Genomic DNA, 23,482 nt, shown 5'->3' with positions numbered 1-23,482 from the left:
GCCGCAGCGGCCGCCTGACGGCGCGATTCGAGACGACGAGATAGGAATCTTCGGAACGGGGAGCAACGCCCGGTTCCGGCCGGGCGAGCGGAGCGGGGCCGGAAGACCCCACTCCGCCGTTCAATCACATGCGATGCATGCGGCGGTGCATGCGGTGATGCATCATCCGGCGCTCCATGCGGCGGTGCATCATGCGCCGCTCCATGCGGCGATGCATCATGCGCCGCTCCATGGGAGTCATCCGGGCATGCGTCACCGCGTCGGGCGCCGACACGGCGCCGGGCATCGCGGGCGCGGCCGAGGCCGGCTGGACGAGGGCGGCGCCGCCGAGCGAGGCCAGCACGGCGAAGGCGAAGGTCAGTTTCCTCACGAGGAGACTCCAGTTCTCTGAAGGCCGGGCTCGGCGCCCGGTTCATCCTCCCGAATGGGAGGTGCGGAGAGTCGTCTCGTGCCGGGGGACGGCACGGCGGGTCTGCGAGGACCCGCCGCCATCAACTTCCGATTTAGAGATTCGTTTCCTCGAACGCCTTCACCCACTCGGCGCAGATGCCGGAGCGGACGATGTCGTTGCGGGTGAACTCCACCACTGGGATCGGCATCATCCGGCTCTTGACCATGTGCATGACGGTCCGCAGGCCCGAGGTCTCGCGGAGATCCGTCTGCGAGACGTCGCCGTTGATGATGACCTGGCAATCGTCGCCGATGCGGGTCAGGAACATCTTGATCTCGTTGATCGTGGTGTTCTGCGCCTCGTCGAGGATCACGAGGCAGTTCTTGAAGGTCCGGCCGCGCATCACCTCGAAGGGGACGATCTCGATGTCGCCGGTCTTCAGAGCGATCTCGAAGGCGGCGGCGCCCATGCGCTCCTTCATGGCCTCGGTGAGCGGGGCGACCCAGGGGGCGATCTTCTCTTCCAGGGTGCCGGGGAAGTAGCCCAGCGACCGGCCCGAGGGCACGTTCGGGCGGGTGATGACCACCTTGGCGATGCGGCGCTGGCGGAGCTGGTCCGCCGCGCGGGTGCCGGCGATGAAGGTCTTGCCGGTGCCGGCGGGCCCCAGGACGATGACCTGCGGCGAGCGGGCGAGGGCGTCGAGGTACTCGGCTTGGCGTTCGGTGAGCGGCTGGATGGGAGCGAGATTGCGTTCTTCGTCGAAGCGTGTGCGATGAATGCGGGACGTGCGGTCTTCAACCAGTTCAAGTCGTGCGCGGCGTCTCTTCATGGATGTACACTCCAACGGGACTTGCCAACCTGGATCTGTCTCTGAACTGCCGTTTACCTGCTTGCTCCCGGTTCTACTCGCTTGCGGAACTTAATACCGGCCCACGGCCGAAGGTTCCGCCCCGCGCTCGTCCGCCTGTGGAGAGCGTCACGACGTTCCGTGCGCGGCCGAATACGCGATGCAACTGGCGCACCAGTGCGATTCGCGCCCGACGATTGCGCGCCGGGTGTGACTAAGGGGTGACGGTCGGTGGCGAGGCTTCGAAAAAGCCGCGCGGCTGGCGCGGATGCATCAGGTTCGGGACGGTGGTGTCGCGGTAACGCGGCATCCGGCACGGTCGCGATCCTCCCCGCCCGCGCGGGCGAAGCCGGCCGACCCTGCCGCCCTGACACGTCCGGGCTTGGTCGGCGGGACTAGCTCGATCCGGCCTGGACGAAGCTGTCGAGGACCATCTTCCGGCCGGCCTTGTCGAAGTCAACGGTCAGCTTGTTGCCGTCGACCGCCGCGACCGTTCCGGGGCCGAACTTGGTGTGGAAGACCCGCTGGCCGCCCTGGAAGGCCGAGGGCGCACCCGTCGACTTGGCGATCAGCTCGCCCTCGATCTGGCGGGGACCGCCGGACTGGCCCCCGGACCGGCCCCCAGGGCCCGCCGAGCGGAAGCCGCCTCCGGACCCCGATCCGAACCCGGACCGGCCGCCCGGCGCGGTGTTGGCCTGCGCGCGCTGCCAGCCCGGCGTGCCATAGCTCGATCCGAACGGCGTCGGGTTGCGGTCGAACCGCGAGGCGCCGGCGGAGAAGTGCGCCGGGGCTTCGACCACGTCGACCGCCGTCTCGGGCAACTCGTCGATGAACCGGGACGGGATGGTCGAGGACCAGAGGCCGTGGATGCGCCGGTTGACCGCGAAGGACAGCTTCGCGCGCTTGCGCGCCCGGGTCAGCCCGACATGGGCGAGGCGCCGCTCCTCCTCCAGGCCCGCCCGGCCGCTCTCGTCGAGCGCGCGCTGGTTCGGGAACAGGCCGTCCTCCCAGCCGGGGAGGAACACGGTGTCGAACTCGAGCCCCTTGGCGGCGTGGAGCGTCATCAGCGAGACCCGCTCGGCGCCCTCCGCCTCCGAGGCCTCCATCACCAGGGAGACGTGCTCCAGGAAGGCCGCGAGGTCGGGGAACTCCTCCATGGAGCGGACGAATTCCTTCAGGTTCTCCAGCCGGCCGGCGGCGTCGGCGGAGCGGTCCTTCTGCCACATCTCAGTGTAGCCGGACTCCTCAAGGATGGTCTGCGCGACCTCGCTGTGCGGCTGCGTCTCCGCGAGCCGCGCCCATCGCGAGAAACTCTCGGTCAGCGCCCGCAGGGTCGAGCGGACCCGGGGCTTCAGCTCGTCGGTCTCGCACAGGCGCGCGGCGGCGATGCGCAGAGGCAGCCGGTTGGCGCGGCCGTAGGTGTGGAGCTGCTGCAGGGTGGCGTCGCCCAGGCCGCGCTTGGGCGTGTTCACGATCCGCTCGAAGGCGAGGTCGTCGCTGACGTTCACGGTGGCGCGCAGGTAGGCCAGCGCGTCGCGGATCTCGGCGCGCTCGTAGAAACGCGGGCCGCCGATGACCCGGTAGGGCAGCCCGAGCTGGACGAACCGGTCCTCGATCTCGCGCATCTGCGCCGAGATCCGCACCAGCACGGCGATCTCCGACAGGGGATGCTGCTTCGACTGGAGGGACTCGATCGACTCGGCGAGCATCCGCGCCTCCTCCTCGGAATCCCACGCGCCCGTCACGGTGACGCGCTCGCCCGGCTCGTCGTCGGTGCGCAGAGTCTTGCCGAGGCGGCTCTCGTTCCTGGCGATCAGCCCGGAGGCGGCGGCCAGGATGTGGCCCGTGGAGCGGTAGTTGCGCTCCAGGCGCACCACCACCGCGCCCGGGAAGTCGTGCTCGAAGCGCAGGATGTTGTCGACCTCGGCCCCGCGCCAGCCGTAGATCGACTGGTCGTCGTCGCCGACGCAGGCGATGTTCTTCCGGGACTGCGCCAGGAGGCGCAGCCACAGGTACTGGGCGACGTTGGTGTCCTGGTACTCGTCGACCAGGATGTAGCGGAACCGGTCCTGGTAATTGGCCAGGACGTCGGGGTTCTCCCGCCAGAGCTTGAGGCAGAGCAGCAGGAGATCGCCGAAATCGACGGCGTTCAGCGTCGCCAGCCGGGCCTGGTAGGCGGTGTAGAGGGCGCCGCCCTTGCCGAACGCGAAGGCCGAGGCCTCGCCCGGGGGCACCTGCTCGGGGCCGAGGCCGCGGTTCTTCCAGCCGTCGATGGCGTGGGACAGGGCCCGGGCCGGCCAGCGCTTCTCGTCGACGTTCTGGTCGGCGATGACCTGCTTCATCAGCCGGAGCTGGTCGTCGGTGCCGAGGATGGTGAAGTCGGATTTCAGCCCGACCAGCTCGGCGTGGCGGCGCAGGATCTTGGTGCCGATGGCGTGGAAGGTGCCGAGCCACGGCATGCCCTCTCCGGCCGGCCCGATCAGCGCGCCGATCCGGTGCTTCATCTCCCGGGCGGCCTTGTTGGTGAAGGTCACCGCCAGGATGTCGAAGGGGCGCGCCCGGTTGGTGGCGATCAGGTGGGCGATGCGGGTGGTCAGCACCCGGGTCTTGCCGGTGCCGGCGCCGGCCAGCACCAGGACCGGGCCCTCCGTGGTCTCGACGGCGCGGCGCTGCTCGGGGTTGAGCCCCTCGAGGTAGCCGGCCGCGTCGCGCCGGAGGGCGCCCATGGCGCGGGCGGCGATGGACGTGGCGGGCGCGCCGTCCCCGGTGGGTTGCGGATGCGGGCGGTTCTGCATCCCGCTTCCCTGGACCAAATCGCGAACGGCGTCGAGGCCGTTCGCGCCGCGGCGGGGGCGCGGAGCCATGAAGCGCGGCTGTCCGCGCCGGGGTGATCCGCGTCCTTCGGGCTGGTCGCGTTCCGCGGCCGATCGCGCGATCCATAGGCCGCGGGCCCGGGATGCCCGAGGAACCTCGCGCGTGCCCCGACCGCCGCTCGGGACCGTGGCATCGCCGCTGGCGCCCCCGGCGGCTTATCGTGCTATGGCCGTGGCGACTGACTCGCGGGGGCACGCGGGGCACGGCGGCCCGGTGAGGTCGCGGCCTCGCGCAGAGATGGTGCGGAACGGGACCATTGCGTGATCTTCTGACCGCGCTGGCGTGCGCCGTCATCCTGGTTCTCGTGGCGGCGCTCGCGGTCCCGCCCTTCGTCGACTGGCAGGCCCATCGCGGGCTCGTCGAGCGGGCGCTCGCCCGGTCCCTGGGCGTTCCGGTCCGGACCGACGGCCGGATCGAGGTCCGCCTGCTGCCGTCGCCGCGGCTGCGCGTCGACCGCCTCCACCTCGGCGCCGATCCGGACCGCCCCAGCCTCGATGCCCGGTTCGTCAAGGCCGAGATCGCCCTGGCGCCGCTCCTCAAGGGCGAGTTCCGCTTCACCGAGACCCGGATCGGCCGGGCCGAGATCAAGCTCCCGGTCGCCGGCCCGGACACGCTGAAGCTGCCGCCCGATTTCGGCGGGGCCCTGCGCGACCGCGACCTCGCCATCGAGAACCTGCACATCCAGCAGTTCCTCGTCACCACGCAGGTCCCCGCCACCGGGCGGACCGACCAGCTCTACGTCCAGGACCTGCGCCTGCAGGCGCCGGCCCTGGTCGGGCCCTGGCGGATCGAGGGGACGAGCGGCGGCGTCCCGTTCCGGGCGGTCAGCGGCACGCCGGGACCGGACGGGCGCCTCGCCGCCAAGATCTCCGGCGGCGGCGACGCGACGCCGCGCTTCGAGGCGGACGCGCGGTTCGGCCTCGTCCCCGCCGAATCCGGCGGCGCCCAGGTCGAGGCCGAGGGCTCCGCCCGCCTCGTCGTCGGGCCGCCGACCCAGGCGGCCGGCGCCTACCTGCCGTTCTCGCTGGCCGGCACCTTCAAGGCCCGGGGCACGCAGGTGCGCTTCGAGGCCGTCGACCTCGCCATCGACCCCGGCGGCCGGGCCCTGCGGCTCGGCGGCACCGGACGGCTCGACCTGCGCCAGTGGCGCGCCGGCCTGACCCTGGACGCCCGCCGCCTCGACCTCGACGCCTTCCTGGCCTCGGCGGAGGGGCAGAACCTGATCGCCCGCGGCCTGCCGCGCTCGACGGGCAGCCTGCCGGCGATGCTCGACCTCGACCTCACGGTGGGCAGCGCCGTGCTGGGCGGCGAGGAATGGTCGAACCTCGCCCTCACCGGCACCCTGGAGCGGGCCGGCGGCCTGCTGCTGCGCCGCTTCGCGGTGACCGGCCCGGCCGAGTCCACCGTCACGGCGAGCGGGCAGGTCGAGACGGCGCCGCTGCGCTTCTCCGGCCCGGTGGCGCTCGCCGCCCCCGACTCGGAGGCGCTCGGCCGCTACCTGCGCCGCCTCGGCGCCGAGGGGCCGCTCGTCGCGCTCCTCGACGGGCGGAAGATCGAGGCCGCCGCCGACCTGTCGGCCGCCGGGACCGGCCTATCCCTGCGCAACATGCGCCTCGGCCTCGGGCCGGCGCGGATCACCGGGAACGCCCGCTACACCGCCGCCGAGGGCGCCGAGCGCGGGCGGTTCGAGGCCCAGATCCGCGCCACCGGCCTCGACATCGCCGGCCTGCCGCCCCTCGGGACGACCCTCGGCACCCTGCGCGACACCGACCTCGCCCTGACGCTCGAGGCGAAGGACGTCCGGTTCGGCACCGCGGGCTCCGGTACCGGCACGATCGCGGCGCGGATCCAGTCGGACGGCGCCGGCCTGGCGGTCGACAGCCTCGACGTCACCGACCTCGCCGGCGCCAGCGCCCGGCTGTCCGGTCAGATCGGCGCGGACGGGACCGGCCGCGTCTCCGGGCGCCTCAAGGCGCCGGCGGCGGCGCCGCTGCTTGGCCTGCTCGAGCGGGTCTGGGTGGGCGAGATCCGCCTGCTGCCCGCCTTCCTGCGGGACGCGCCCCTCGACCTCGCCGTCACCCTCGACCGGGAGGGCGGCGCGGCCGCGGCCCTGCGGACCCAGGCCCGGGGCAGCGCCGGCGGCGGCACCCTCGACCTGACGCTCGCGAGCCGTGGCACGCGGATCGAGGGCGGCACCGCCACCCTCACGGCGCCGCGGGCCGGACCGTGGTTCGGCCGCGCCGACCTCGCCGGCCTGCAGCAACCTGCCGAGCTTCGGCTGACCGCCGAGCGGCCGGACGGCCAGTCCCTTGCCCTGACGGCGAGCGGCACGGTCGCGGGCCTGCGCCTCGCCACGGGCCGCCCGATCCTGGTCGGTCCCGACTTCGTCCCCACCGGCGGCACGCTCCGCGGCGAGACGGCCGATCTGGCGCCGTTCCTGACGCTGGCCGGCGCCGCGACCCTGGCACCGGGCGCGTGGCCGGCCGACCTCACCGTCACGCTGTCGCGGCAGCAGGGCGAGGCCGCCGCCGCGCTCGCCGGCACGGTCGCGGGCGCGGGGGTGAACGGGACGCTGCTGCGGTCGGCAGGCGGTGCCCTGCACGGCCGCCTCGCCCTCGACCGGCTGTCGATCCCGCAGCTCGCGGCCGCCCTGGTGATCCCGCCGGGGGCGAACGGCGCGTTCGGCCCGCCGACCGCCCACCCGGCCCTGTCGCTCGACGCCCGCGTGGCCAGCCTGGATCTCGGCCGCGGCCTCGTCGCCACCGACGCGACCGCTGCCCTCGGCCTCGCCGACGCGGGCCTGACCCTGCGCGACCTGACCGGCAAGCTCGCCGGCGGCCGCCTCGCGGGCTCGGTGACGATCGCCCGGCTCGGGGCCGGCGCCTCGGTCTCGGGCTCGGGCAGCCTCGACGGCGCGGCGCTCCCCACCCTGGCCGGCGGCCCGTTCGGCGGCCGCCTGAGTGCCGACCTGCGCTTCGCCGCCACGGCCGAGACCCTGCCGGGCCTCGCCGACAGCCTCTCGGGCAGCGGCGCGCTCACCCTGACGGACCTGAGCCTGCCCGCGGCCGATCCCGCGGCGCTCGGCCGCGCTCTCGCCCGCGCGGCCGAGATGGACGACCCGCTCCGCGAGGGCCGGCTCCAGGCGCTCGTCACCGAGGAACTCGCCCGGGGCGGCGCGCAGGCGCGCGGATCCGCCCGGGCCGCCGCCACGATCGTGGGGGGCGTGCTGCGGGCCGGGCCGTTCGACCTCGATCTCGGGCCGGCCCGCTGGGTCGGCACCGTCGGCTACGACCTGCGCGCCGGGCGCCTCGACGCCCGCGGCACGCTCGCGGGCGGCCCGGTGCCCCGCGGCTGGAATGCCGGGCCGCCCGCGGTCCAGTTCGGCCTGACCGGGCCGCTCGGCGCGCCCGAGCGGGTGCTCGACGTCGGCACCCTGTCGAACGGCCTCGCGGCCTTCGTGCTGCAGCGCGAGCTGGAGACGATCGAGCTGACCGAGGCCGACCAGGTGGAGCGGCAGCGCCGCCGCGCCCGGATCGAGATGGATCGGGCCCGCGCGGCGGCCCTCAAGGCCGCGGCCGAGAAGGCCGCTGCGGACAGGACTGCCGCCGACAAGGCCGCCGAGGAGGCGGCGAGGCGGCCGCGCAACCCGGAGGAGGGTGCTGCCCAGCCACCGGCGCCGGCCGAGGCCCGGCCGTGAGGCCGGCCGCGTCCTGAGGGCGGGGGTGGGGCTGGCCAGCGTGACGGCCTCAGGCGCAGCACCCCTTGGAGCGCCGCGCCCGCACGGGCGGCGGCTCTACGCCTTCCCCACCGCCATGAGCGCGAAGGCGTAGATCAGCGCCACCTCCTCCAGCCGGTCGAACCGGCCGGCGGCGCCGCCGTGGCCGGCCTCCATGTTGATCCGCAGGAGCACCGGCCCGCCGCCCGTCATGGTGGCGCGCAGCCGCGCGACCCACTTGGCCGGCTCCCAGTAGGTCACCCGCGGGTCGGTCAGCCCGCCGAGCGCCAGGATCGCCGGGTAGTCCTTGGCGGCGACGTTGTCGTAGGGCGAGTAGGACAGGATCGTCCGGAAGGCGGCCTCGCTCTCGCCCGGGTTGCCCCATTCGGGCCATTCCGGCGGCGTCAGCGGCAGCTCCGCGTCGAGCATGGTGTTGAGCACGTCGACGAAGGGCACGTCGGCGACGATGCCGGCGAACAGCTCGGGCGCGAGGTTGGCCACAGCCCCCATCAGCATCCCGCCCGCCGACCCGCCATGGGCGACGATGCGTTTCTCGGCGGTGTAGCGCGCCGCGATCAGGGCGCGGGCGCAGGCGATGAAGTCCGTGAAGGTGTTGGGCTTCTTCTCGCGCTTGCCGTCGAGGTACCAGCGCCAGCCCTTCTCGGTGCCGCCGCGGATATGCGCGATGGCGTAGACGAAGCCGCGGTCGACGAGGCTCAGCAGGTTCGTGCGGAACGCCGCCGGCATCAGCGTGCCGTAGGAGCCGTAGCCGTAGAGCAGCAGCGGCGCGCTGCCGTCGAGGGCGAGGTCCCGCCGGTGCAGCAGCGAGATCGGCACCTGCTCGCCGTCGGGCGCGGTGACGAAGAGCCGCCGGGTCACGTAGGCGGCCGGGTCGTGCCCGCTCGGCACCGCCTGCCGCTTGCGCAGGAGCCGGGTGCGGGCCGCGCAGTCGTAGTCCCAGGTCTCCGACGGGGTCGTCATCGACGAGTAGACGAAGCGGATCGTGGCCGTGTCGAAGGCGAGCCCGGCCCGCAGGCCGAGGGAGTAGGCCTCCTCGGCGAAGGCGACGCTGTGCTCGGTGCCGTCAGCGAGGTCTCTCACGACGATCCGCGGCTTGGCGTTCTCGATCTCCAGCCGGACCAGGTGGCCGGCCAGCAGGTGCAGGTGGCGGATCATCACCCCGGGCCGGTGCGGCACGAGGTCGGTCCAGTTGGCGCGGCCCGGATCGTCGAGCGGCGCGGTGACGATCTTGAAGTCCTCGGCGCCGTCCGCGTTGGTGCGGATGAACAGGCGGTCGCCGCGGTGCTCGACGCCGTAGATCAGCAGCGGCGTGCGCGGCTCGACGAGGCGCAGGGGGGCGTCTTCCGCGTGCCGGTCGAGCAGCCGGACCTCGGAGGTCTCGTGGTCGCTCACCGTCACGTCGAGGAAGGCGCCGGACTGCGTCTTGCCGATGTGGACGAAGTAGCCGGCATCGGCCTCCGTGTAGACGGTCTCGTCCTCGCTCTGCCCCGTGCCGACGCGGTGGCGCATCACCTTGGCGGGGCGGTGGTTGGCGTCCACCGCCACGTACCAGAAGCTCGCGCCGTCCGCGGCCCAGACCGCCTCGCCGGAGGTCGCCTCGACCCGGTCGTCGAGATCGAGGCCGGTGGCGACGTCGCGCACCCGGATCGTGTAGAGTTCCGAGCCCTTGGTGTCGGCGCTCCAGGCGAGCCGGGCGTGGTCGTCGGAATGCACCGCGGCGGCGATCTCGAAGAACGGCAGGCCCTCACCCTCGCGGTCGCCGTCGATGAGGATCGTCTCGTCCGGGTCCAAGCCCGACTCGGGCACGTCGGGTGATGTGGCCGGCCGCCGGCAGATCAGCGGGTGCTGCCCGCCCTCGCGGTGGCGGGTGTAGTAGGCGAAGGGCCCGTCCGGCTCGGGGACGCCGCTCTCGTCCTCCTGGATCCGCCCGCGCATCTCGGCGACGAGCTGCCGCCGGAGCTCCGCGCTCCCGGCGAGCGCCGCCTCGGCGAAGGCGTTCTCGGCGTTCAGGTAGGCGGCGATGTCCTCCGGCAGCGCGGCCGGGTCCTTCAGGACCGTCTGCCAGTTCTCGGCCTTCAGCCACGCGTAGTCGTCGGTGATCTCCTGCCCGTGGACGCTGAAGCGTCGCGGCCGGGCCTCGGCCACCGGCGCGCCGGTCCTGTGAGCGAGCAAGCCGTGGCCGATCTCCGTCATCGTCTCTCCCGTCGGGTCCCGTCGCGCGCGGGTGTCGCGTCCGGGTGAGGGGATGTGTCCCGCCGGGCGCGCGGATGCAAGGCGTCCGGGGGCGCGGCCGGGGCGGGCGGCGCGTATCGCCGGCCGGGACGGCGCGGCCACGGGACCGGGGCCGATCCGTTGCTTTCCGGCATCGGTGGCGCGGGAAACGGTCCGGCCGACGACGCGATCCGCCGGCGCGGTTCCGCGCCGGAGCGGCGTCTGGAGCCGCGCCGGGGCGGCCCGATCGTGCGGTCTCGGCGAAGGTCCCGAACCCGCCAGGGACTTGGCGCAGCGGCCGATTTCGGCCTCAACGCGGCACCGGAACGCCGCGGGTGCGCCACAGATCCTGACAAGTCGAGCCGAGCACAGGCCCGAGAAAATCGCTCTGGGATTATCCGGCTCCGCGATCCGTCCGACATGAAGGGGGACTTGCGGATGGTGGAATGGCCGATTCGATGCATGTTGTGTGTGCGGAGTACCGGAAACATCGTGCGAAGCGGGGGACAACGGGCGTACTGGCGGGTGTTGCGGGGTTGCTGAGTCTGCCGGCGGAGGCGGCGGAACTTCCCGATCGGCGAAAATCGCAGCTCATCGAGCACGTGCGGATCTGCTCGGCCTACGGCCAGGCCTTCTTCTTCATCCCCGGCACCGATACCTGCCTGCGCCTCTCCGGCCGCGCGCGCTACGAGTACGCCTACCAACCTTCCTACAGCCGTTCGGGGAGTGCGACCGCCACCCCGGGGGATTACAGCGGCTACCAGGGCCGCCTCCGGATCAACCTCGACGCCCGGTCCCAGACGTCCTACGGCACCCTGCGCGCCTTCCTCCGCCTCGACGCCGGGAGCCGGACCGGTTTCGCCACCATGCATGCCGGCGCGCTGAACCGGATCGGCGGCGCCTTCCCGGCCCTGGGCGTCGACCAGTTCGGGCGGGCCCAGCAGCAGTTCAACGTCGACAAGGCCTTCATCCAGTTCGCCGGCATCACCGCCGGCCGCGCCTCCTCGTTCTTCGATTTCTACGCTCACGACTTCGAGTTCATCGTCGCCTCCATCGGCTCGGACAATCCCTCGACCAACCTCGCCGCCTACACGGCGACGCTAGGCAAGGGCCTGTCCGCCTCGCTGTCGATGGAGGACCCGGTATTCCGCCGCACGCCGGTCTACGCGTCCCAGAACGCCGCGGCCTCGGCGTTCCCGAATCCCGGCGCGATCCTCTCGCCCGGGAACCCCGTCGCCCCGGTCTTCGTCGGCTACGACGCCGCCGGCCGCCCGACCGGGGTGGGCTTCGTGGACACGGTCCAGCGCAGCCGCATGCCCGACATCGTCGGCGTCCTGCGCTCCGACCAGTCCTGGGGCTCCGCGCAGCTCTCGGGGGCCGTGCACGAGGTCAACCACGGCCTGCTCAGCAGCGTCTCGTTCGCCGGCACCAACCTGGGGGCGCCCGTCTCGGTGGGCAACAACCGCACCCCGGGCGGCGCGGCCTCCGCCCTCGGCTGGGCCGTGCAGGGGGGCGTGAAGATCAACCTGCCAGCGATAGCGACCGGCGACACGCTCTACCTGCAGGGCGCCTACGGGGAGGGCACCGCCCTGTATACCGGCCTGCCGGCCTATAACGGCCCCTGGGCGCAATCGGCCACCGCGGTGCAGGGGGCGGCCTTCTCCCAGTTCTTCAGCGACGGCGTGATCAACCCCTTCACGCAGCGCCTGGAGCTGTCGACGAGCTACTCGTTCACGGCGGCGATGCTGCACTACTGGACGCCCGCGGTCCGCTCCGCCTTCTTCGGCTCCTACGGCGCCCTGAGCTTCGCCCGCGGCGCCCGCGCGGCGCAGGGCGCCTATTTCGGCGTGACCGGGACCGGGCCGGGCACCCCCGGCACGCGGTTCTTCGACCTGAGCCAGGTCCTGCGGGACAGCTACCGCTTCGTGGTCGGCGGCAACCTGATCTGGTCGCCGGTGAAGGAGTTCGATATCGGCGTCGAGGCGATCTACACGCGCTACGGGCCGCAGAGCGGCCGCATCCTCGACCTGGGCCGGTATCCCAACCAGAACGCGGCCTACGTCAACAACCTCGCCAACCCGGTCTCGACCGCCCGCCACGTCGACGTCATCCAGGTGCGCGCGCGCGTGCAGCGGGACTTCTGAGGGCGGCTGCGGATCCGGGGTGATCCAAGAGGGCTGGCGGCGATGCCGGCTCGGCCGGGAGCCGGTTCCGGCCTGGGGCGTTGAACCGCGGGCCGTGGCTTCGACCACGGTCGCCGGTTCGATCCCGAGGTGCCGACATGGACGCGACCCCCGATCCGCAGCCGGATCCGCAGGACGATCACCCCGCCGCGGACCTGGAGCGGGTGAACGACATCCTCGCCGCCTGGGCGGCGCGCTCCGCCACCGAGAGCGCCGCGCTGATCGACCGGTTCGAGGCGATGGGCTACGAAGTCCGCGGCAAGTCGGAGGGTGAGATCGCCGACATCCTGCACCGGCCGCCGACGCGCGCGGCCGTCGCTAGATAGCTGTGGGTTGTAGGTAAAAAAGCCTTGACCTTCTGATTTTTCCTGAGAAACTGGAGGCTTCGCACGTCCGTCGTCGCACACACGGAACAAAACATGAACATGCGAGTGAAGAGCGGCCGTTCCGCCTCCGCGGGGACGCGTCGCCGCGGCGCCGCTCCGGGGGATCTCCCGTCGGAGGCGGGGCGCCTGCTGGCGCGGCTCGGGGAGCCCGGCGCCTACGCGCGGCCCGACCCCCTGGTCGAGGACGCGCTGGTCGCCCGGCGCGGCGGCGACGGGATCTCGGTGGGGAGCGGCCGCTTCGCGGCCGCCTCCGGGCGCGCCCTGGCGGCGGCCGATCTGGCGACGTGGAACGCGGCCGGCACGCGCCTGACGATCAGCGAGGCCGGGCGGGCGCGCCTGCGCCGGGAGGCCCGGCCGGGCGACTTGGCCTTCGCGGACCAGCACCGCGACCTCGCCGTCGTGGAGGGCGGCGCCGGGCCGACCCTGCGCAACGCTGCCGAGAACCCCCTGGCCTGGATGGTGCGGCGGCGCGACCGGGACGGCGCGCCGCTCATCGACGCGGCCGCCTTCGAGGCCGGGGAGCGGCTGCGGCGGGACATGACCACCGCCGCCCTGCTGCCGCGGATGGGCGCGGATCTCGGGGCGCCCCGGATCGACGGCGGCGGCCCGCGCGACCCGGCCTCCGCGGCCGACCACGTGATCGCGGCCCGGCAGCGGGTGCGCGGCGCCCTCGACGCGGTCGGGAGCGACCTCTCGGGCCTGCTGATCGACCTCTGCGGATTCCTGAAGGGCCTGGAGCGGATCGAGGCCGAGCGCCGCTGGCCGGCCCGCTCCGCCAAGGTCGTGGCCCGCATCGCCCTGGGGCGGCTGGCCGAGCATTACGGGCTGGAGCGGGAGGCGACCGGTCCGGACCGAGCCCGCCTGCGCCTCTGGCGCGGGTGAGGCCGCTCAGGCCTCGGCGGCGAGCCGGACCGCGTCGCGGTGGATGCGCTCCGCCATCGCCCGGACGCCGTTGGAGCGCTTCGACGTGACGTGGGCGCCGAAGCGGAGCTGCCGGAACAGGTCGAGGCCGTCGGTCTCGGCGGCCTCCTGGGGCGTCTTGCCGGTGTAGAGCGCGATCATCAGCGCCACGAAGCCGCGGACGATGAACGAGTCGCTGAAGCCGTGCAGGACGAGGCGCGGCGTGCCGTCCGCCGGCTCCGCCCGCGTGTCGATCCAGACCTGGCTCTCGCAGCCGTGGACGCGGTTCGCCTCGGTCCGCTCCGATTCGGGCATCGGCGGCAGGGCGCGGCCGAGCTCGATCAGGTATTCGAGCCGCATGTCGTCGTCTTCGACGATCTCGAAATTCTCGATGATGGTGTCGATGGGAGGGAGCATGCTCGGCCGGGTCCGGAAAGGTCTGGGCCGCTATAGGCCGGCCGCGCCGTTGTGGCGACGGGGTCCGGCGCCGCGGGCGCTCATTGCGGGCCTGGGCGCGCCGCCGGCAGGGTCAGCCACAGGGGGTCGCCCGGGCTGGCATCGCCCGCGACGCTGATCTCCGCCTGGGCCGCGTAGGCGGCGATGAGGCGGGGGCCGAGCTTCGGGACGTTCGGTCGGCCCGACTCGGCCGTGTCGCTCACCTTCGAGACGATCGAGAGGCGCAGCGGCGCGGCGGCCTCGATGTCGATGGCGATGGCGCAGGCGACGTGCTCGGCGGTGGCGTCCAGGCACTCGGCCACGATCTCCGCGACGATCATGCCCAGGGCGTTGGCGGTGCGCGGCTCCACGAGACCGTTCCCCGAGCCGCCGACCTGGACGCCGATCCGCCCGGCCCGCCGGAGCTGCCCGAGCCCGGAGGCGAGGCGGTGCAGGTAGTCCTTGAGGTCGATCGACGCGATGTGCGGCGCCTCGTGCAGGTGCTGCTGCACCAGCGCGATCGCCCGGACCCGCTGGCCCAGCGCCTCGAAGCTGCCGCGGCAGGGGTCGGGGGCCGCCCGCCCGTAGAGGCCGATCAGGCTAACCATCACCTGGAGGTTGTTGCGGACCCGGTGGTAGACCTCGGCCAGCAGCGCCTCCTTCTCGGCCAGCGCGTGCTCGATGTGCTCCTCCGCGTGCTTGCGGTCGGTGATGTCGAAGCAGGAGCCGAGATAGCCCTGGAACCGGCCGTCCTCCACGAGGGGGCGGGCGGTGTCGAGCAGCCAGCGGTACTCGCCGTCGTGTCGCCGGAGGCGGAACTCGACGGTGAAGGGCGCCCGCGCCTCGAACGCCTCGGCGACGATCCGGGCGTGCCGCTCGAAATCCTCGGGATGCAGCCCGCTGCGCCAGCCCAGGCCGAGCTCCGCCTCCAGGGGGCGCCCGGTGAATTCCAGCCAGCACTCGTTGTGGTGGATCGCCTGACCGGCCTCGTCCGAGCGCCACATCATCAGCGGCACCACGTCGGCGAATCGCCTGAAGCTGTCGCTGAGGGCGGCGGCTTCCGCGGTGCCCTGCGCCGGGCCCCGACCAGGATCCCCCGCGGGGCCGTTGCCCAGCGGGTCTTCCGCGCCGGACCCTGGTGGCTCACCGACCATTCTGTACCCGATTCACTCTGACGAACTGCGTGAAAGGCGACGCCTGCGTGCGGATGGCGCCGGTCAACGTGTCGACCGGACGGCCGTTCCGGTCCTGAACCGCGTTCAGATCTGCCATTCACCGGGACATTAGCGGCAATACCTTTCGAGCCCGTTCAGCATCCCGCCGACATGCGGGGCCGCACCGGGCGCGCGGACGCGGCGGAGAGCCGGTCGGACGACCCCGGCCGAGGTCCGGCCCGCGCGCACCCCGTGACCCACGCGCACAACCTGTAGCTGGCTTCTGGATAACCACAGATAGTTCGTGACGCCCCGATCCGGTTGTGTCTCTTGGCAGATGATACAACCTTGAGGGTGCCGTGCTGCCTGTCCCGACCGCGACGAACGCCGCCCGCTGGCCGGTGCTCGCCGGCCTCGTCCTCCTCGGCCTGTCGGGCGGCGCCGTCGCCCGGCCGTTCTCGGAGCCCGACGACCGGAACCTCGACCGCCACGGCCACTACCGCAGCCGGGACGGGTCCGACGTCCACCGGCCGGCCAAGAGCCTCGACGGCAGGAAGCCCGCGGGCGCCACGGCCAAGTGCCGGGACGGCACGTGGAGCTTCAGCCACACCCGTCGAGGCACCTGCTCGGGTCACGGCGGCGTGGCGCACTGGGCGGGCTGAGACCGAACGATGCCTTAAGTCCTAGATCAGTCGAGAAATAGGAATTAACGCTTGACACCGGCGCGCTGCCGGGGTATCAACCAGGCACGGTCGAGACGTGTGCGGAGAGACCCCGATGTGGCCACCCCCTCCCAGCAGGGCGGACAGCCGCGCCGAGGCCCTGACGCTCCTGCGCGAGACCGACCTGACGTGCGACGCGATCGCGGCCCTTCTCGGCGTCCACCCGAAGACCGTGCACACCTGGAACGCCCGGGCCGGCTGGCCGAGGCCGCGGCAGCACCGGCCGCGGCTCCTGACGGGGCGCTGGCCGGCGGCGCGCCGGGCCGCCCTGATCCGCCTGCTGTGCACGCCTGGCGCCGATCCCGGCGACGTCACCGAGATCCTCGGTCTCGGCCGGCTCGACCCGGCGATGATGGCCACGGCCTTCGGGGCTGACCTGCCGCCGGCGGTCACCGGGCGCGGCGACCCCGCGGCCGACCCGGCGACCCTGCGGGCGCGTCTGCGCGCCCACATCGCCCGGCAGATCGCCGCCTTCGACGCGGCTCTGAGCGGGGCCGGGGCGGGCGCGGGCGACTCCGCCCGAATCCTGCGCGACCTCGGCGGCCTCAAGCGGCTCCTCGACACGGTGGATGCGGAGGGCGCGCGCGGCGCCGCGGGGGAGGGGGGCGATGGCACCGGACGCGACACCGAACCCGACACCGAGCCCGACCTGCCCGCCCTGCGCGCGGAGATCGCGCGACGCGTTGCTGGCTTTGTCGGCGGCCGGGCGGCTGCCTGACTTCCTCGAGACGCTGCCGCCGGACCTCCTCCGGGCGCTCGCGGGCGACTGGCTGCACCAGGCCCGGCCGGACCAGCTGCCGCCGCCCGACGCGGCGCCCTGGACCACCTGGGCGGTGATCGGCGGCCGCGGCAGCGGCAAGACCCGCACCGGGGCCGAGTGGGTCGACGCCCTCGCGCGCGGCGACCCGGCCTTCGCGGGCGCGCCGGTCGGGCGGATCGCCCTGGTGGGCGAGACCCATCTCGACGTGCGCGACGTGATGGTCGAGGGACCCTCCGGCCTCCTCGGCCTGCCGGCGCGGGGACGGGCCCGGCCCGCCTGGTCGCCGAGCCGCCGCCGGGTGGAGTGGAGCAACGGCGCCGTCGCGCTCGCCTTCTCGGCGGAGGAGCCCGACGCGCTGCGCGGCCCGCAATTCGGCGCCGCGTGGTGCGACGAGGCCGCCAAGTGGCGCCGGCCCGAGGTGGCCTTCGACATGCTGCAGTTCGGCCTGCGCCTCGGCGCCCGGCCGCGCAACCTCGTGACGACGACGCCCCGGCCGGTGCCGCTGATCCGCCGCCTGCTCGCCGACCCGCGCACGGTGGTGAGCCGTGCCCGGACCCACGACAACGCCGCGCATCTCGCGCCCGACTTCCTCCAGCAGGTGGTCGGGCGCTACGCCGGCACGCGGCTCGGCCGGCAGGAACTCGACGGCGAGCTCATCGCCGACCGGGACGACGGCCTGTGGACGCGCGCGGCCCTGGAGGCCGGCCGCCTCGCCGCGGCGCCCGATCTCGGGCGGATCGTCGTGGCGGTGGATCCCCCCGCCGCCTCGGGCGCGCGCTCGGACGCCTGCGGGATCGTGGCGGCCGGGCGCGCGGGCGGGCACGCCTACGTGCTGGCCGACGCGAGCCTCGCCCGCGCCACCCCGCAGGCCTGGGCGGCCGCGGCGCTGGCGCTCTACCACCGGCTCCGGGCCGACGCCCTCGTGGTCGAGGTCAACCAGGGCGGCGAGATGGCCGCCGCCGTGCTGGGCCAGTGCGACCCCGCCGTGCCGGTGACCCGGGTCCACGCCACGCGGGGCAAGTACCTGCGCGCCGAGCCGGTCTCGCTGCTCTACGCCCGCGGGCTGGTCCACCACGTCGGCGCCTTCCCGGCGCTGGAGGACGAGCTGTGCGATTTCGGTCCGGACGGCCTGTCCGGCGGGACCTCGCCCGACCGTCTCGATGCCCTGGTCTGGGCGCTCACGCACCTGATGCTGGAGCCCCGGGCCGAGCCCCGGATCCGGCGGTTGTGACAGCGGTCGCCGGAAACAATTCGGCGCGCTTCGGGTGAAGCGCGCCGGAGTCGGTTCGTGGTCTCTGGAACGAACTGCATGCTGTATACACAATGTCGTGCGCCAAATCTGTAGCGATCAGGCCACGGCACGCGGTCCTGAGCTGGGAATCCCCACCGTAATTCTCCGTATTGCGCGCCGACGGCGGGCGGATTGAGGGGCGCATCTGTCGGGTTGATCCCCGCCGTCCTTCCCGGGCGCCGCGGCCCGGCTCCGATTCCCGAACCGTCGTCGCTGCCCGACCCCGGCACATCGGCATGCCGGGTTCTTGGGCGTGCCGGGTTCCTGGGCGTGCCGGGCTCCTGGACGCCCGAGCGGTCGCTCAATCGCCGCCGCCACCGCCATCACCGCCGCCGCCGCCGTCGCCGCAGCTGCCGCCGTCGCTGCCGTGGCAGCCGCCATCGCCGAAGATCGCGCCGCCGTCGCCGCCGGAGCCCGAATCGTAGCTGAGGGAGCCGGAGCGGCGGGGCCCCCGGGAGCGCGTCGCGGAGGGCATGAGGCAGCGGAGGAAGGGGACGAGCGCGATGACGAAGATCGCGAGTTCGAGGGCCTGCTTCCTGTCCATCGGAACCTCCATCGGTTCGTCGGTCCGGACAGTCTAGCACAGGTCGGCGCCGGGCCGGTCAGGGCGGCGTGGTCAGGCTCCGCAGGGCGGCCCGGACGTCGGCGAGGGTGCCGACCAGGGCGTAGCAGGCGAAATCGTGCGCGCCGGCGGCGGCGTTCGCCAGCCGGAAGCGGCAGCTCAGGCGGTTCGCCCCGGCCTCGGGCGCGACCGCGAAGCCGGGCCGCGGCGCGTCGGGCTCCTGCTCCGGCGGACCCGGGGCCCAGACCGCGAGGGCGTGCGAGCCCTCCGGCGTCGCCAGGATCACCGGGTCCGGCCGCTCCCCCGCTCCGGGGCCGAGGGGCGCAAGCCCGCCGGTCGACGGGTCGAAGCGCCAGGCCGCGGAGAACTCCGGCGGCACCGCGGCGGCGAGGGGTTCGAGACGCAGCGCCGCCGCGGGCTCGGTCAGGTTGAAGCTCGCCTGCACCTCCACGGCGTTGCCGAGGCCCGGCAGGCCGAGGGCGACCCGCTTGCGCAGGAGCGGGGCCGGGGCCGGGATCGCGGGGCTCGCGGAGGCGGTCGGGCAGTCCGCGGGCGGCTCGTCGGCCGGGTCGGCGGGGCCGTCCCAGGCCATGCGGGTCTCGGTTTCGGCCCAGCTCCGGCCGGCGCGCAGGGCGCGGAGCCGCCGGGCCGCGGGCGCGCCGGACCCGTCCTGCGGGGTGCCGGCCTCGCTCGCCCGGCGGCAGGCGGCGCCGGAGCCGATCTCCGCCCGCGCCTGCAGGGCGTCGCCGGGCTCGGTGTCGGCGAGGAAGGTGACGCCGTCCCAGGTCAGCGTGTCCACCGCCCCGGCGACCCGCCGGGACAGGCGCAGGCTGATCTCGGACCGGCCGAAGGGGCGCGCCAGGATCAGGGTCCCGTCGGGCTCCGGCCACAGGGGCGCGGGTGCGGGCGCATCCGCGGCCCGGGCCGGCGCGGCCGGGGGCGCGGCCAGTGGCCCGGCCAGGGGCCCGCCCAGAGGCCCGACGACGAGCGCTGGGACCAGAGCCGCGACCCGCGCCGCGACGCGGGACTCCGCCCGGACCCGTCCCCGGACCCGTCCCCCGAACCGCGCCTGGGGCCGCGCCTGGGGCCGTGTGGGGATCCGGGGCTGCATCGCGTGACCATAGCTCAGGAACGGACCGGCATGTCGACCCTCCTCGAACGCCTGGCGCGGGTCGCGCGCCGCGCCGCCGGCGGCCCGGCCCTCGCCACCAAGGCCGCCGCGGCCCCGGCCTTCGCCCTCTACGCCGAGGGACGGGCCAGCTGGACGCCCCGCGATCCGGCGGCGCTCGCCCGGGCCGGCTACCAGGCCAACCCGGTCGTCCACCGGGCGGTGCGGCTCGTCGCTGAGAGCGCCGCCGGCCTGCCGCTGATCGCCACCGGCCCCGGCGCCGAGCGCGCGGGCGACCTGCTCGCCCTGCTGGCGCGGCCGAACCCCCGGGAGAGCGGGCCGCACCTCTTGGAGACGCTCTACGCCGACCTCCTCCTCACCGGCACGGCCTACCTGGAGGCGGTGAGCCTCGACGGGCGGGTCGCCGCGCTCCAGGCCCTGCGTCCCGGACGGATGCGGGTGCTGCCGGGCCCGGACGGCTGGCCGGCGGCCTATCTCTACACGGCGGGCGGGCGCAGCCGCCGGTTCGACCTGCCCGAGCCGGGAATCGCCGTGGCGCCGATCCTGGCGCTGACGCTGTTCCACCCGGAGGACGAGACCGGCGGGCTCGCCCCGATCGCGGCCGCCGCCGCCGCCCTCGACATCCACAACGCCGCGAGCGCCTGGAACAAGGCGCTGCTCGACAACGCCGCCCGGCCGTCCGGCGCCCTGGTCTTCGCCGGGGCGACGCTGTCCGAGCCGCAATTCGACCGGCTGAAGGCGGAGCTGGAGGCGAACTACCAGGGTTCCGCCAATGCCGGCCGGCCGCTGCTGCTGGAGGGCGGCCTCGACTGGAAGCCGCTCGCGCTCTCGCCGCGCGACATGGATTTCGTGGCGGCCAAGGACGCGGCCGCCCGGGAGATCGCCCTGGCCTTCGGCGTGCCGCCGCTGCTGCTCGGCCTCCCCGGCGACAACACCCACGCCAACTACGCCGAGGCCAACCGCGCCCTCTACCGCCAGACCCTGATCCCCCTCGCGGCCCGCACCGCCCGGGCGCTGGCCGGCTGGCTGGAACCCGCCTTCGGGGCGATCGACCTGGAGCCCGACCTCGACCGGATCGAGGCGCTGGCCGGCGAGCGGGAATCCCTGTGGCGCCGGGTCCAGGCCGCGGACTTCCTGTCGGCGGCGGAGAAGCGGGAGGCCGTGGGCTACCCGCCCGCGATGCCGGGGGCGCCGGGCACACCCTGAGGCGCGGGGCGCGCCCTCACTGTCCCATCCGAGGATCCCCCATGGACGGCCACTTCTCCGGCTATGCCAGCCTGTTCGGCGTGCCCGATCTCGGACGCGACGTGGTGGTGCCGGGCGCCTTCGCGGCGAGCCTCGCCCGCCGCGGGGCCGCGGGCGTGCGGCTCCTGTTCCAGCACGATCCGGCCGAGCCGATCGGCCGCTGGCTCGCCCTGCGCGAGGACGGCCGCGGCCTGTTCGCGGAGGGCGCGCTCAACCTCGCGGTGCAGCGCGCCCGCGAGGTCGACGCCCTGATGCGCGGCGGCGGCCTCGACGGGCTCTCGATCGGCTTCCGCACGCTGCGCGCCCGGAAGGGCACCGGCGGCGAGCGCCGGCTCCAGCAGGTCGACCTCTGGGAGATCTCGCTCGTGACCTTCCCGCTGCAGCCGGGGGCCAGGGCGAGCTCCGCGTCGATCCCGGCTCCGGACCCGGAGGCCGACGCGATCCGCGGCCTCGCCGGCCTGATCGCGCCGCCGGGCGCCCTCGGACCCGCCGCGAGACCCGCCGCGAGACCTGCCGCGAGACCTGCCGCTTGGCCGCTGCCGGCCGCGCGGTCCTGACTTCCACCCCCGACGAGGCCCATCATGGACGCCCAGACCCCGATCGCCGATCCCGCCCCGCTGGGCGGCCTGCCGCCGCTGGAGAACAAGGCCGCCCATTCCGACGGCGGCCCGGTCCGCTCCGCCCTGGACGAGCTCGCCGCCGCCTTCGCGGCCTTCAAGGAGACGAACGACGCGCGGATCGACCGGATCGAGGGCCGCCTCGGCGTCGACGTGCTCACCGAGGAGAAGCTCGCCCGGATCGACGCGGCCCTCGACGCCGCCCGCACCCGGCTCGACCGGATCGCCCTGGAGCGGGCCCGGCCGCCCCTCGGCCAGCCGGACGTCCGGGAGACGGGGGCCGCGCACGAGCACAAGGCCGCCTTCGACCTCTACGTCCGGGCGGGCGAGAGCGCCGGGCTCAAGCGCCTGGAGGCCAAGGCGCTCTCGGCCGGCTCCGGGCCGGACGGCGGCTACCTCGTCCCCGACACGATCGAACGGACCGTGCTCGCGCGCCTCGGGCAGGTCTCGCCGATCCGGTCGATCGCCAGCGTGCAGCCGATCTCGGGCGCCCAGTACAAGCGCGCCGTCTCGGTGGGCGCGCCGGTCACCGGCTGGGCCGCCGAGACCGCGCCGCGCCCCGAGACCGCCGCGCCGGCCCTGTCGGAGATCGCGTTCCCCGCGATGGAGCTCTACGCGATGCCGGCCGCCACCCAGACGCTCCTCGACGATTCCGTGGTCGATCTCGACGCGTGGCTCTCGGCCGAGGTGGAGACCGCCTTCGCCGAGCAGGAGGGCGTCGCCTTCGTGTCCGGCAACGGCGCGAGCCGCCCGCGGGGCTTCCTGAGCTACGACACGGTCGCCAACGCCGCCTGGGTGCCGGGCAAGATCGGCACGGTCGCCACCGGGACGGCGGGTGCGTTCCCGTCGGCGAGCCCGGGGGACGCGCTGTTCGACCTGATCTACGGGCTGCGGGCGGCCTACCGGCAGAATGCCGGCTTCGTCATGAACCGGCGCACCCAGAGCACGATCCGCAAGTTCAAGGATTCGGAGGGCAACTATCTCTGGCAGCCGCCCCTCGCCGCCGGCCGGTCCGCGACGCTGGTCGGCTTCCCGGTCACCGAGGCCGAGGCGATGCCGGACCTCGCCAAGGACAGCCTGTCGGTGGCCTTCGGCGACTTCCGCCGGGGCTACCTCGTGGTCGACCGGACGGGGATGCGGGTGCTGCGCGACCCGTACTCGGCCAAGCCCTACGTGCTGTTCTACACCACCAAGCGCGTCGGCGGCGGGGTGCAGGATTTCGACGCGCTCAAGCTCCTGAAGTTCTCCTGACGCGCGGCGGCGACCCTAGCCGGGGCAGCCCGCGCGGTCGCCGCAGCTCGCGAGCCGCCCGGCCTGCTGCTTGGCCCGCTCGAGATTGGTGCGGGCGGTGACCAGCCGCTCGCTGGCCTCCCGGCGGATCCGCACCGAGGTGCCGGGCTTCGCCTCGCGGACGTCCACGGCCTCCCAGTAGGCCATCGCGGCCTGCAGCTCGGCCTGCGCCTCCTTGAGGGTCGGAACCGGCGGCTGCGGCATCTCGGGCATCTCGGTCAGGCGGCCCTCCAGCACGGCCCGCGCCACGGCGATCTCGAACCGCCGGTCGACGCCGAACTGCGCCATCCGCTCCAGGTTCGGCTCGATCATCTCGAGGAGCGCCAGGGTCGGGACGGCCAGCGCGTGCGCGTCCCCGCCCCAGCCCGGATCGCATTTCTCGCCGTTGACCGCCCAGAAGATCCCGCGCGCGGTGGCGATGCGGCCGTTCCGCACCTCGCGGACGCGCAGGAAGAAGAAGCGCTCGCCGTAGATCGGGTCGAGCGAGCGAATACAGGCCAGACTGCCGGTTCTGGCCGCCTGATAATATGTCTCAAGATCGATTTCCACTGACGTCTCACAATTTCAAGGGCTGCATGACGCGGATCCGCTCGGGCGGACGCGCGGAAATCATGGAAACGCTGAAACAGTACGCGGACGACTCGGGCGTGGGACGGGATGAAACGAAGCGCTGCGCATGGGCGGCTCGCCTAGGGCCGATCGGCCGTGCCGGTCGACCCGATGGGGTGAGAGGGGACCGGGACCCCGGC

The 23,482-nt window shown here is 74.1% G+C and carries 19 protein-coding genes; 10 read left to right on the top strand and 9 right to left on the bottom strand.

Annotated elements, in window-relative coordinates; genetic code table 11:
* Positions 1-124: 124 nt before the first annotated feature.
* The 3 genes from ABIC30_RS01070 to ABIC30_RS01060 form a co-directional block, all read right to left on the bottom strand.
* Positions 125-370, bottom strand: coding sequence for a hypothetical protein (locus ABIC30_RS01070; RefSeq protein ID WP_103984629.1), 246 nt, complete (start codon positions 368-370; stop codon positions 125-127).
* A gap of 133 nt (positions 371-503) precedes the next feature.
* Complete coding sequence (locus tag ABIC30_RS01065; RefSeq protein ID WP_012321860.1) at positions 504-1,220, bottom strand: PhoH family protein; 717 nt, start codon at positions 1,218-1,220, stop codon at positions 504-506.
* A 413-nt stretch (positions 1,221-1,633) separates the two neighbouring features.
* On the bottom strand, positions 1,634-4,033 hold the full coding sequence (locus ABIC30_RS01060; RefSeq protein WP_103984699.1) for an ATP-dependent helicase: 2,400 nt from the start codon (positions 4,031-4,033) through the stop codon (positions 1,634-1,636).
* Positions 4,034-4,368: 335 nt separating this feature from the next.
* On the opposite strand from ABIC30_RS01060, the gene ABIC30_RS01055 reads away from it, so the two are divergent.
* Complete coding sequence (locus tag ABIC30_RS01055; protein WP_020090938.1) at positions 4,369-7,809, top strand: AsmA family protein; 3,441 nt, start codon at positions 4,369-4,371, stop codon at positions 7,807-7,809.
* Positions 7,810-7,905: 96 nt separating this feature from the next.
* On the opposite strand, the gene ABIC30_RS01050 is transcribed toward ABIC30_RS01055, so the two are convergent.
* The gene (locus ABIC30_RS01050; protein ID WP_354453668.1) at positions 7,906-10,041 is read right to left on the bottom strand and encodes a S9 family peptidase; all 2,136 of its coding nucleotides are present in this window, start codon (positions 10,039-10,041) and stop codon (positions 7,906-7,908) included.
* Between the two features lie 464 nt (positions 10,042-10,505).
* Here ABIC30_RS01050 and ABIC30_RS01045 point away from each other — a divergent pair, with 464 nt between their 5' ends.
* The 3 genes from ABIC30_RS01045 to ABIC30_RS01035 all read left to right on the top strand — a co-directional run bounded on the left by ABIC30_RS01045 (position 10,506) and on the right by ABIC30_RS01035 (position 13,510).
* Positions 10,506-12,203, top strand: a complete 1,698-nt coding sequence (locus ABIC30_RS01045) for a porin (protein ID WP_026604586.1) — start codon at positions 10,506-10,508, stop codon at positions 12,201-12,203.
* Between the two features lie 137 nt (positions 12,204-12,340).
* On the top strand, positions 12,341-12,568 hold the full coding sequence (locus ABIC30_RS01040) for a hypothetical protein (protein ID WP_103984631.1): 228 nt from the start codon (positions 12,341-12,343) through the stop codon (positions 12,566-12,568).
* A 99-nt stretch (positions 12,569-12,667) separates the two neighbouring features.
* Complete coding sequence (locus ABIC30_RS01035; RefSeq protein ID WP_419149861.1) at positions 12,668-13,510, top strand: DUF6456 domain-containing protein; 843 nt, start codon at positions 12,668-12,670, stop codon at positions 13,508-13,510.
* Between the two features lie 6 nt (positions 13,511-13,516).
* On the opposite strand, the gene ABIC30_RS01030 is transcribed toward ABIC30_RS01035, so the two are convergent.
* Together ABIC30_RS01030 and ABIC30_RS01025 are read right to left on the bottom strand one after the other, a co-directional pair.
* The gene (locus tag ABIC30_RS01030; RefSeq protein ID WP_020090933.1) at positions 13,517-13,945 is read right to left on the bottom strand and encodes a SufE family protein; all 429 of its coding nucleotides are present in this window, start codon (positions 13,943-13,945) and stop codon (positions 13,517-13,519) included.
* A gap of 80 nt (positions 13,946-14,025) precedes the next feature.
* Entirely contained in the window at positions 14,026-15,117 is a 1,092-nt protein-coding gene (locus tag ABIC30_RS01025) for a sensor histidine kinase (RefSeq protein WP_026604585.1), read from the bottom strand.
* A gap of 359 nt (positions 15,118-15,476) precedes the next feature.
* On the opposite strand from ABIC30_RS01025, the gene ABIC30_RS01020 reads away from it, so the two are divergent.
* The 3 genes from ABIC30_RS01020 to ABIC30_RS01010 all read left to right on the top strand — a co-directional run bounded on the left by ABIC30_RS01020 (position 15,477) and on the right by ABIC30_RS01010 (position 17,830).
* A complete protein-coding gene (locus tag ABIC30_RS01020; RefSeq protein WP_091676159.1) occupies positions 15,477-15,779 on the top strand; it encodes a DUF3761 domain-containing protein in 303 nt (100 codons plus the stop codon).
* Positions 15,780-15,894: 115 nt separating this feature from the next.
* Positions 15,895-16,557 carry a helix-turn-helix domain-containing protein gene (locus ABIC30_RS01015; protein WP_103984632.1) on the top strand — a complete coding sequence of 221 codons (663 nt, stop codon included), beginning with the start codon at positions 15,895-15,897 and terminating at the stop codon, positions 16,555-16,557.
* The gene (locus ABIC30_RS01010) at positions 16,532-17,830 is read left to right on the top strand and encodes a DNA-packaging protein (protein ID WP_234082951.1); all 1,299 of its coding nucleotides are present in this window, start codon (positions 16,532-16,534) and stop codon (positions 17,828-17,830) included. The genes ABIC30_RS01015 and ABIC30_RS01010 overlap by 26 nt, the downstream gene beginning before the upstream one ends.
* 361 nt (positions 17,831-18,191) lie before the next feature.
* Here the strand turns inward: ABIC30_RS01010 and ABIC30_RS01005 are convergent, their stop codons facing one another.
* Positions 18,192-18,434 carry a hypothetical protein gene (locus ABIC30_RS01005; protein WP_234081909.1) on the bottom strand — a complete coding sequence of 81 codons (243 nt, stop codon included), beginning with the start codon at positions 18,432-18,434 and terminating at the stop codon, positions 18,192-18,194.
* 58 nt (positions 18,435-18,492) lie between these two features.
* Positions 18,493-19,563 (bottom strand): hypothetical protein, encoded by a 1,071-nt coding sequence (locus ABIC30_RS01000; RefSeq protein ID WP_354453664.1) that lies wholly within the window; start codon positions 19,561-19,563, stop codon positions 18,493-18,495.
* 30 nt (positions 19,564-19,593) lie between these two features.
* On the opposite strand from ABIC30_RS01000, the gene ABIC30_RS00995 reads away from it, so the two are divergent.
* The 3 genes from ABIC30_RS00995 to ABIC30_RS00985 are packed head-to-tail and all read left to right on the top strand — an operon-like array spanning position 19,594 to position 22,694.
* The gene (locus ABIC30_RS00995) at positions 19,594-20,787 is read left to right on the top strand and encodes a phage portal protein (protein WP_234081912.1); all 1,194 of its coding nucleotides are present in this window, start codon (positions 19,594-19,596) and stop codon (positions 20,785-20,787) included.
* A 41-nt stretch (positions 20,788-20,828) separates the two neighbouring features.
* Entirely contained in the window at positions 20,829-21,383 is a 555-nt protein-coding gene (locus tag ABIC30_RS00990) for an HK97 family phage prohead protease (protein ID WP_020090926.1), read from the top strand.
* 24 nt (positions 21,384-21,407) lie between these two features.
* A complete protein-coding gene (locus ABIC30_RS00985) occupies positions 21,408-22,694 on the top strand; it encodes a phage major capsid protein (protein WP_020090925.1) in 1,287 nt (428 codons plus the stop codon).
* A gap of 15 nt (positions 22,695-22,709) precedes the next feature.
* On the opposite strand, the gene ABIC30_RS00980 is transcribed toward ABIC30_RS00985, so the two are convergent.
* Positions 22,710-23,282 (bottom strand): hypothetical protein, encoded by a 573-nt coding sequence (locus ABIC30_RS00980; protein ID WP_020090924.1) that lies wholly within the window; start codon positions 23,280-23,282, stop codon positions 22,710-22,712.
* Positions 23,283-23,482 lie beyond the last annotated feature (200 nt).

The sequence above is a fragment of the Methylobacterium sp. 1030 genome (assembly GCF_040544715.1).
Classification (GTDB): domain Bacteria; phylum Pseudomonadota; class Alphaproteobacteria; order Rhizobiales; family Beijerinckiaceae; genus Methylobacterium.
The sequence above is the reverse complement of the archived record's forward strand: the minus strand, read 5'-3'. Positions and strand labels throughout refer to the sequence as shown.

Excerpts from the sequence above, each read along its gene's own strand:
- ABIC30_RS01065 (WP_012321860.1), bottom strand. The coding sequence starts at position 1,220 with ATGAAGAGACGCCGCGCACGACTTGAACTGGTTGAAGACCGCACGTCC.
- ABIC30_RS01060 (WP_103984699.1), bottom strand. The coding sequence starts at position 4,033 with ATGCAGAACCGCCCGCATCCGCAACCCACCGGGGACGGCGCGCCCGCC.
- ABIC30_RS01050 (WP_354453668.1), bottom strand. The coding sequence starts at position 10,041 with ATGACGGAGATCGGCCACGGCTTGCTCGCTCACAGGACCGGCGCGCCG.
- ABIC30_RS01045 (WP_026604586.1), top strand. The coding sequence starts at position 10,506 with ATGGCCGATTCGATGCATGTTGTGTGTGCGGAGTACCGGAAACATCGT.
- ABIC30_RS01040 (WP_103984631.1), top strand. The coding sequence starts at position 12,341 with ATGGACGCGACCCCCGATCCGCAGCCGGATCCGCAGGACGATCACCCC.
- ABIC30_RS01035 (WP_419149861.1), top strand. The coding sequence starts at position 12,668 with ATGCGAGTGAAGAGCGGCCGTTCCGCCTCCGCGGGGACGCGTCGCCGC.
- ABIC30_RS01030 (WP_020090933.1), bottom strand. The coding sequence starts at position 13,945 with ATGCTCCCTCCCATCGACACCATCATCGAGAATTTCGAGATCGTCGAA.
- ABIC30_RS01025 (WP_026604585.1), bottom strand. The coding sequence starts at position 15,117 with ATGGTCGGTGAGCCACCAGGGTCCGGCGCGGAAGACCCGCTGGGCAAC.
- ABIC30_RS01015 (WP_103984632.1), top strand. The coding sequence starts at position 15,895 with ATGTGGCCACCCCCTCCCAGCAGGGCGGACAGCCGCGCCGAGGCCCTG.
- ABIC30_RS01005 (WP_234081909.1), bottom strand. The coding sequence starts at position 18,434 with ATGGACAGGAAGCAGGCCCTCGAACTCGCGATCTTCGTCATCGCGCTC.
- ABIC30_RS01000 (WP_354453664.1), bottom strand. The coding sequence starts at position 19,563 with ATGCAGCCCCGGATCCCCACACGGCCCCAGGCGCGGCCCCAGGCGCGG.
- ABIC30_RS00995 (WP_234081912.1), top strand. The coding sequence starts at position 19,594 with ATGTCGACCCTCCTCGAACGCCTGGCGCGGGTCGCGCGCCGCGCCGCC.
- ABIC30_RS00990 (WP_020090926.1), top strand. The coding sequence starts at position 20,829 with ATGGACGGCCACTTCTCCGGCTATGCCAGCCTGTTCGGCGTGCCCGAT.
- ABIC30_RS00985 (WP_020090925.1), top strand. The coding sequence starts at position 21,408 with ATGGACGCCCAGACCCCGATCGCCGATCCCGCCCCGCTGGGCGGCCTG.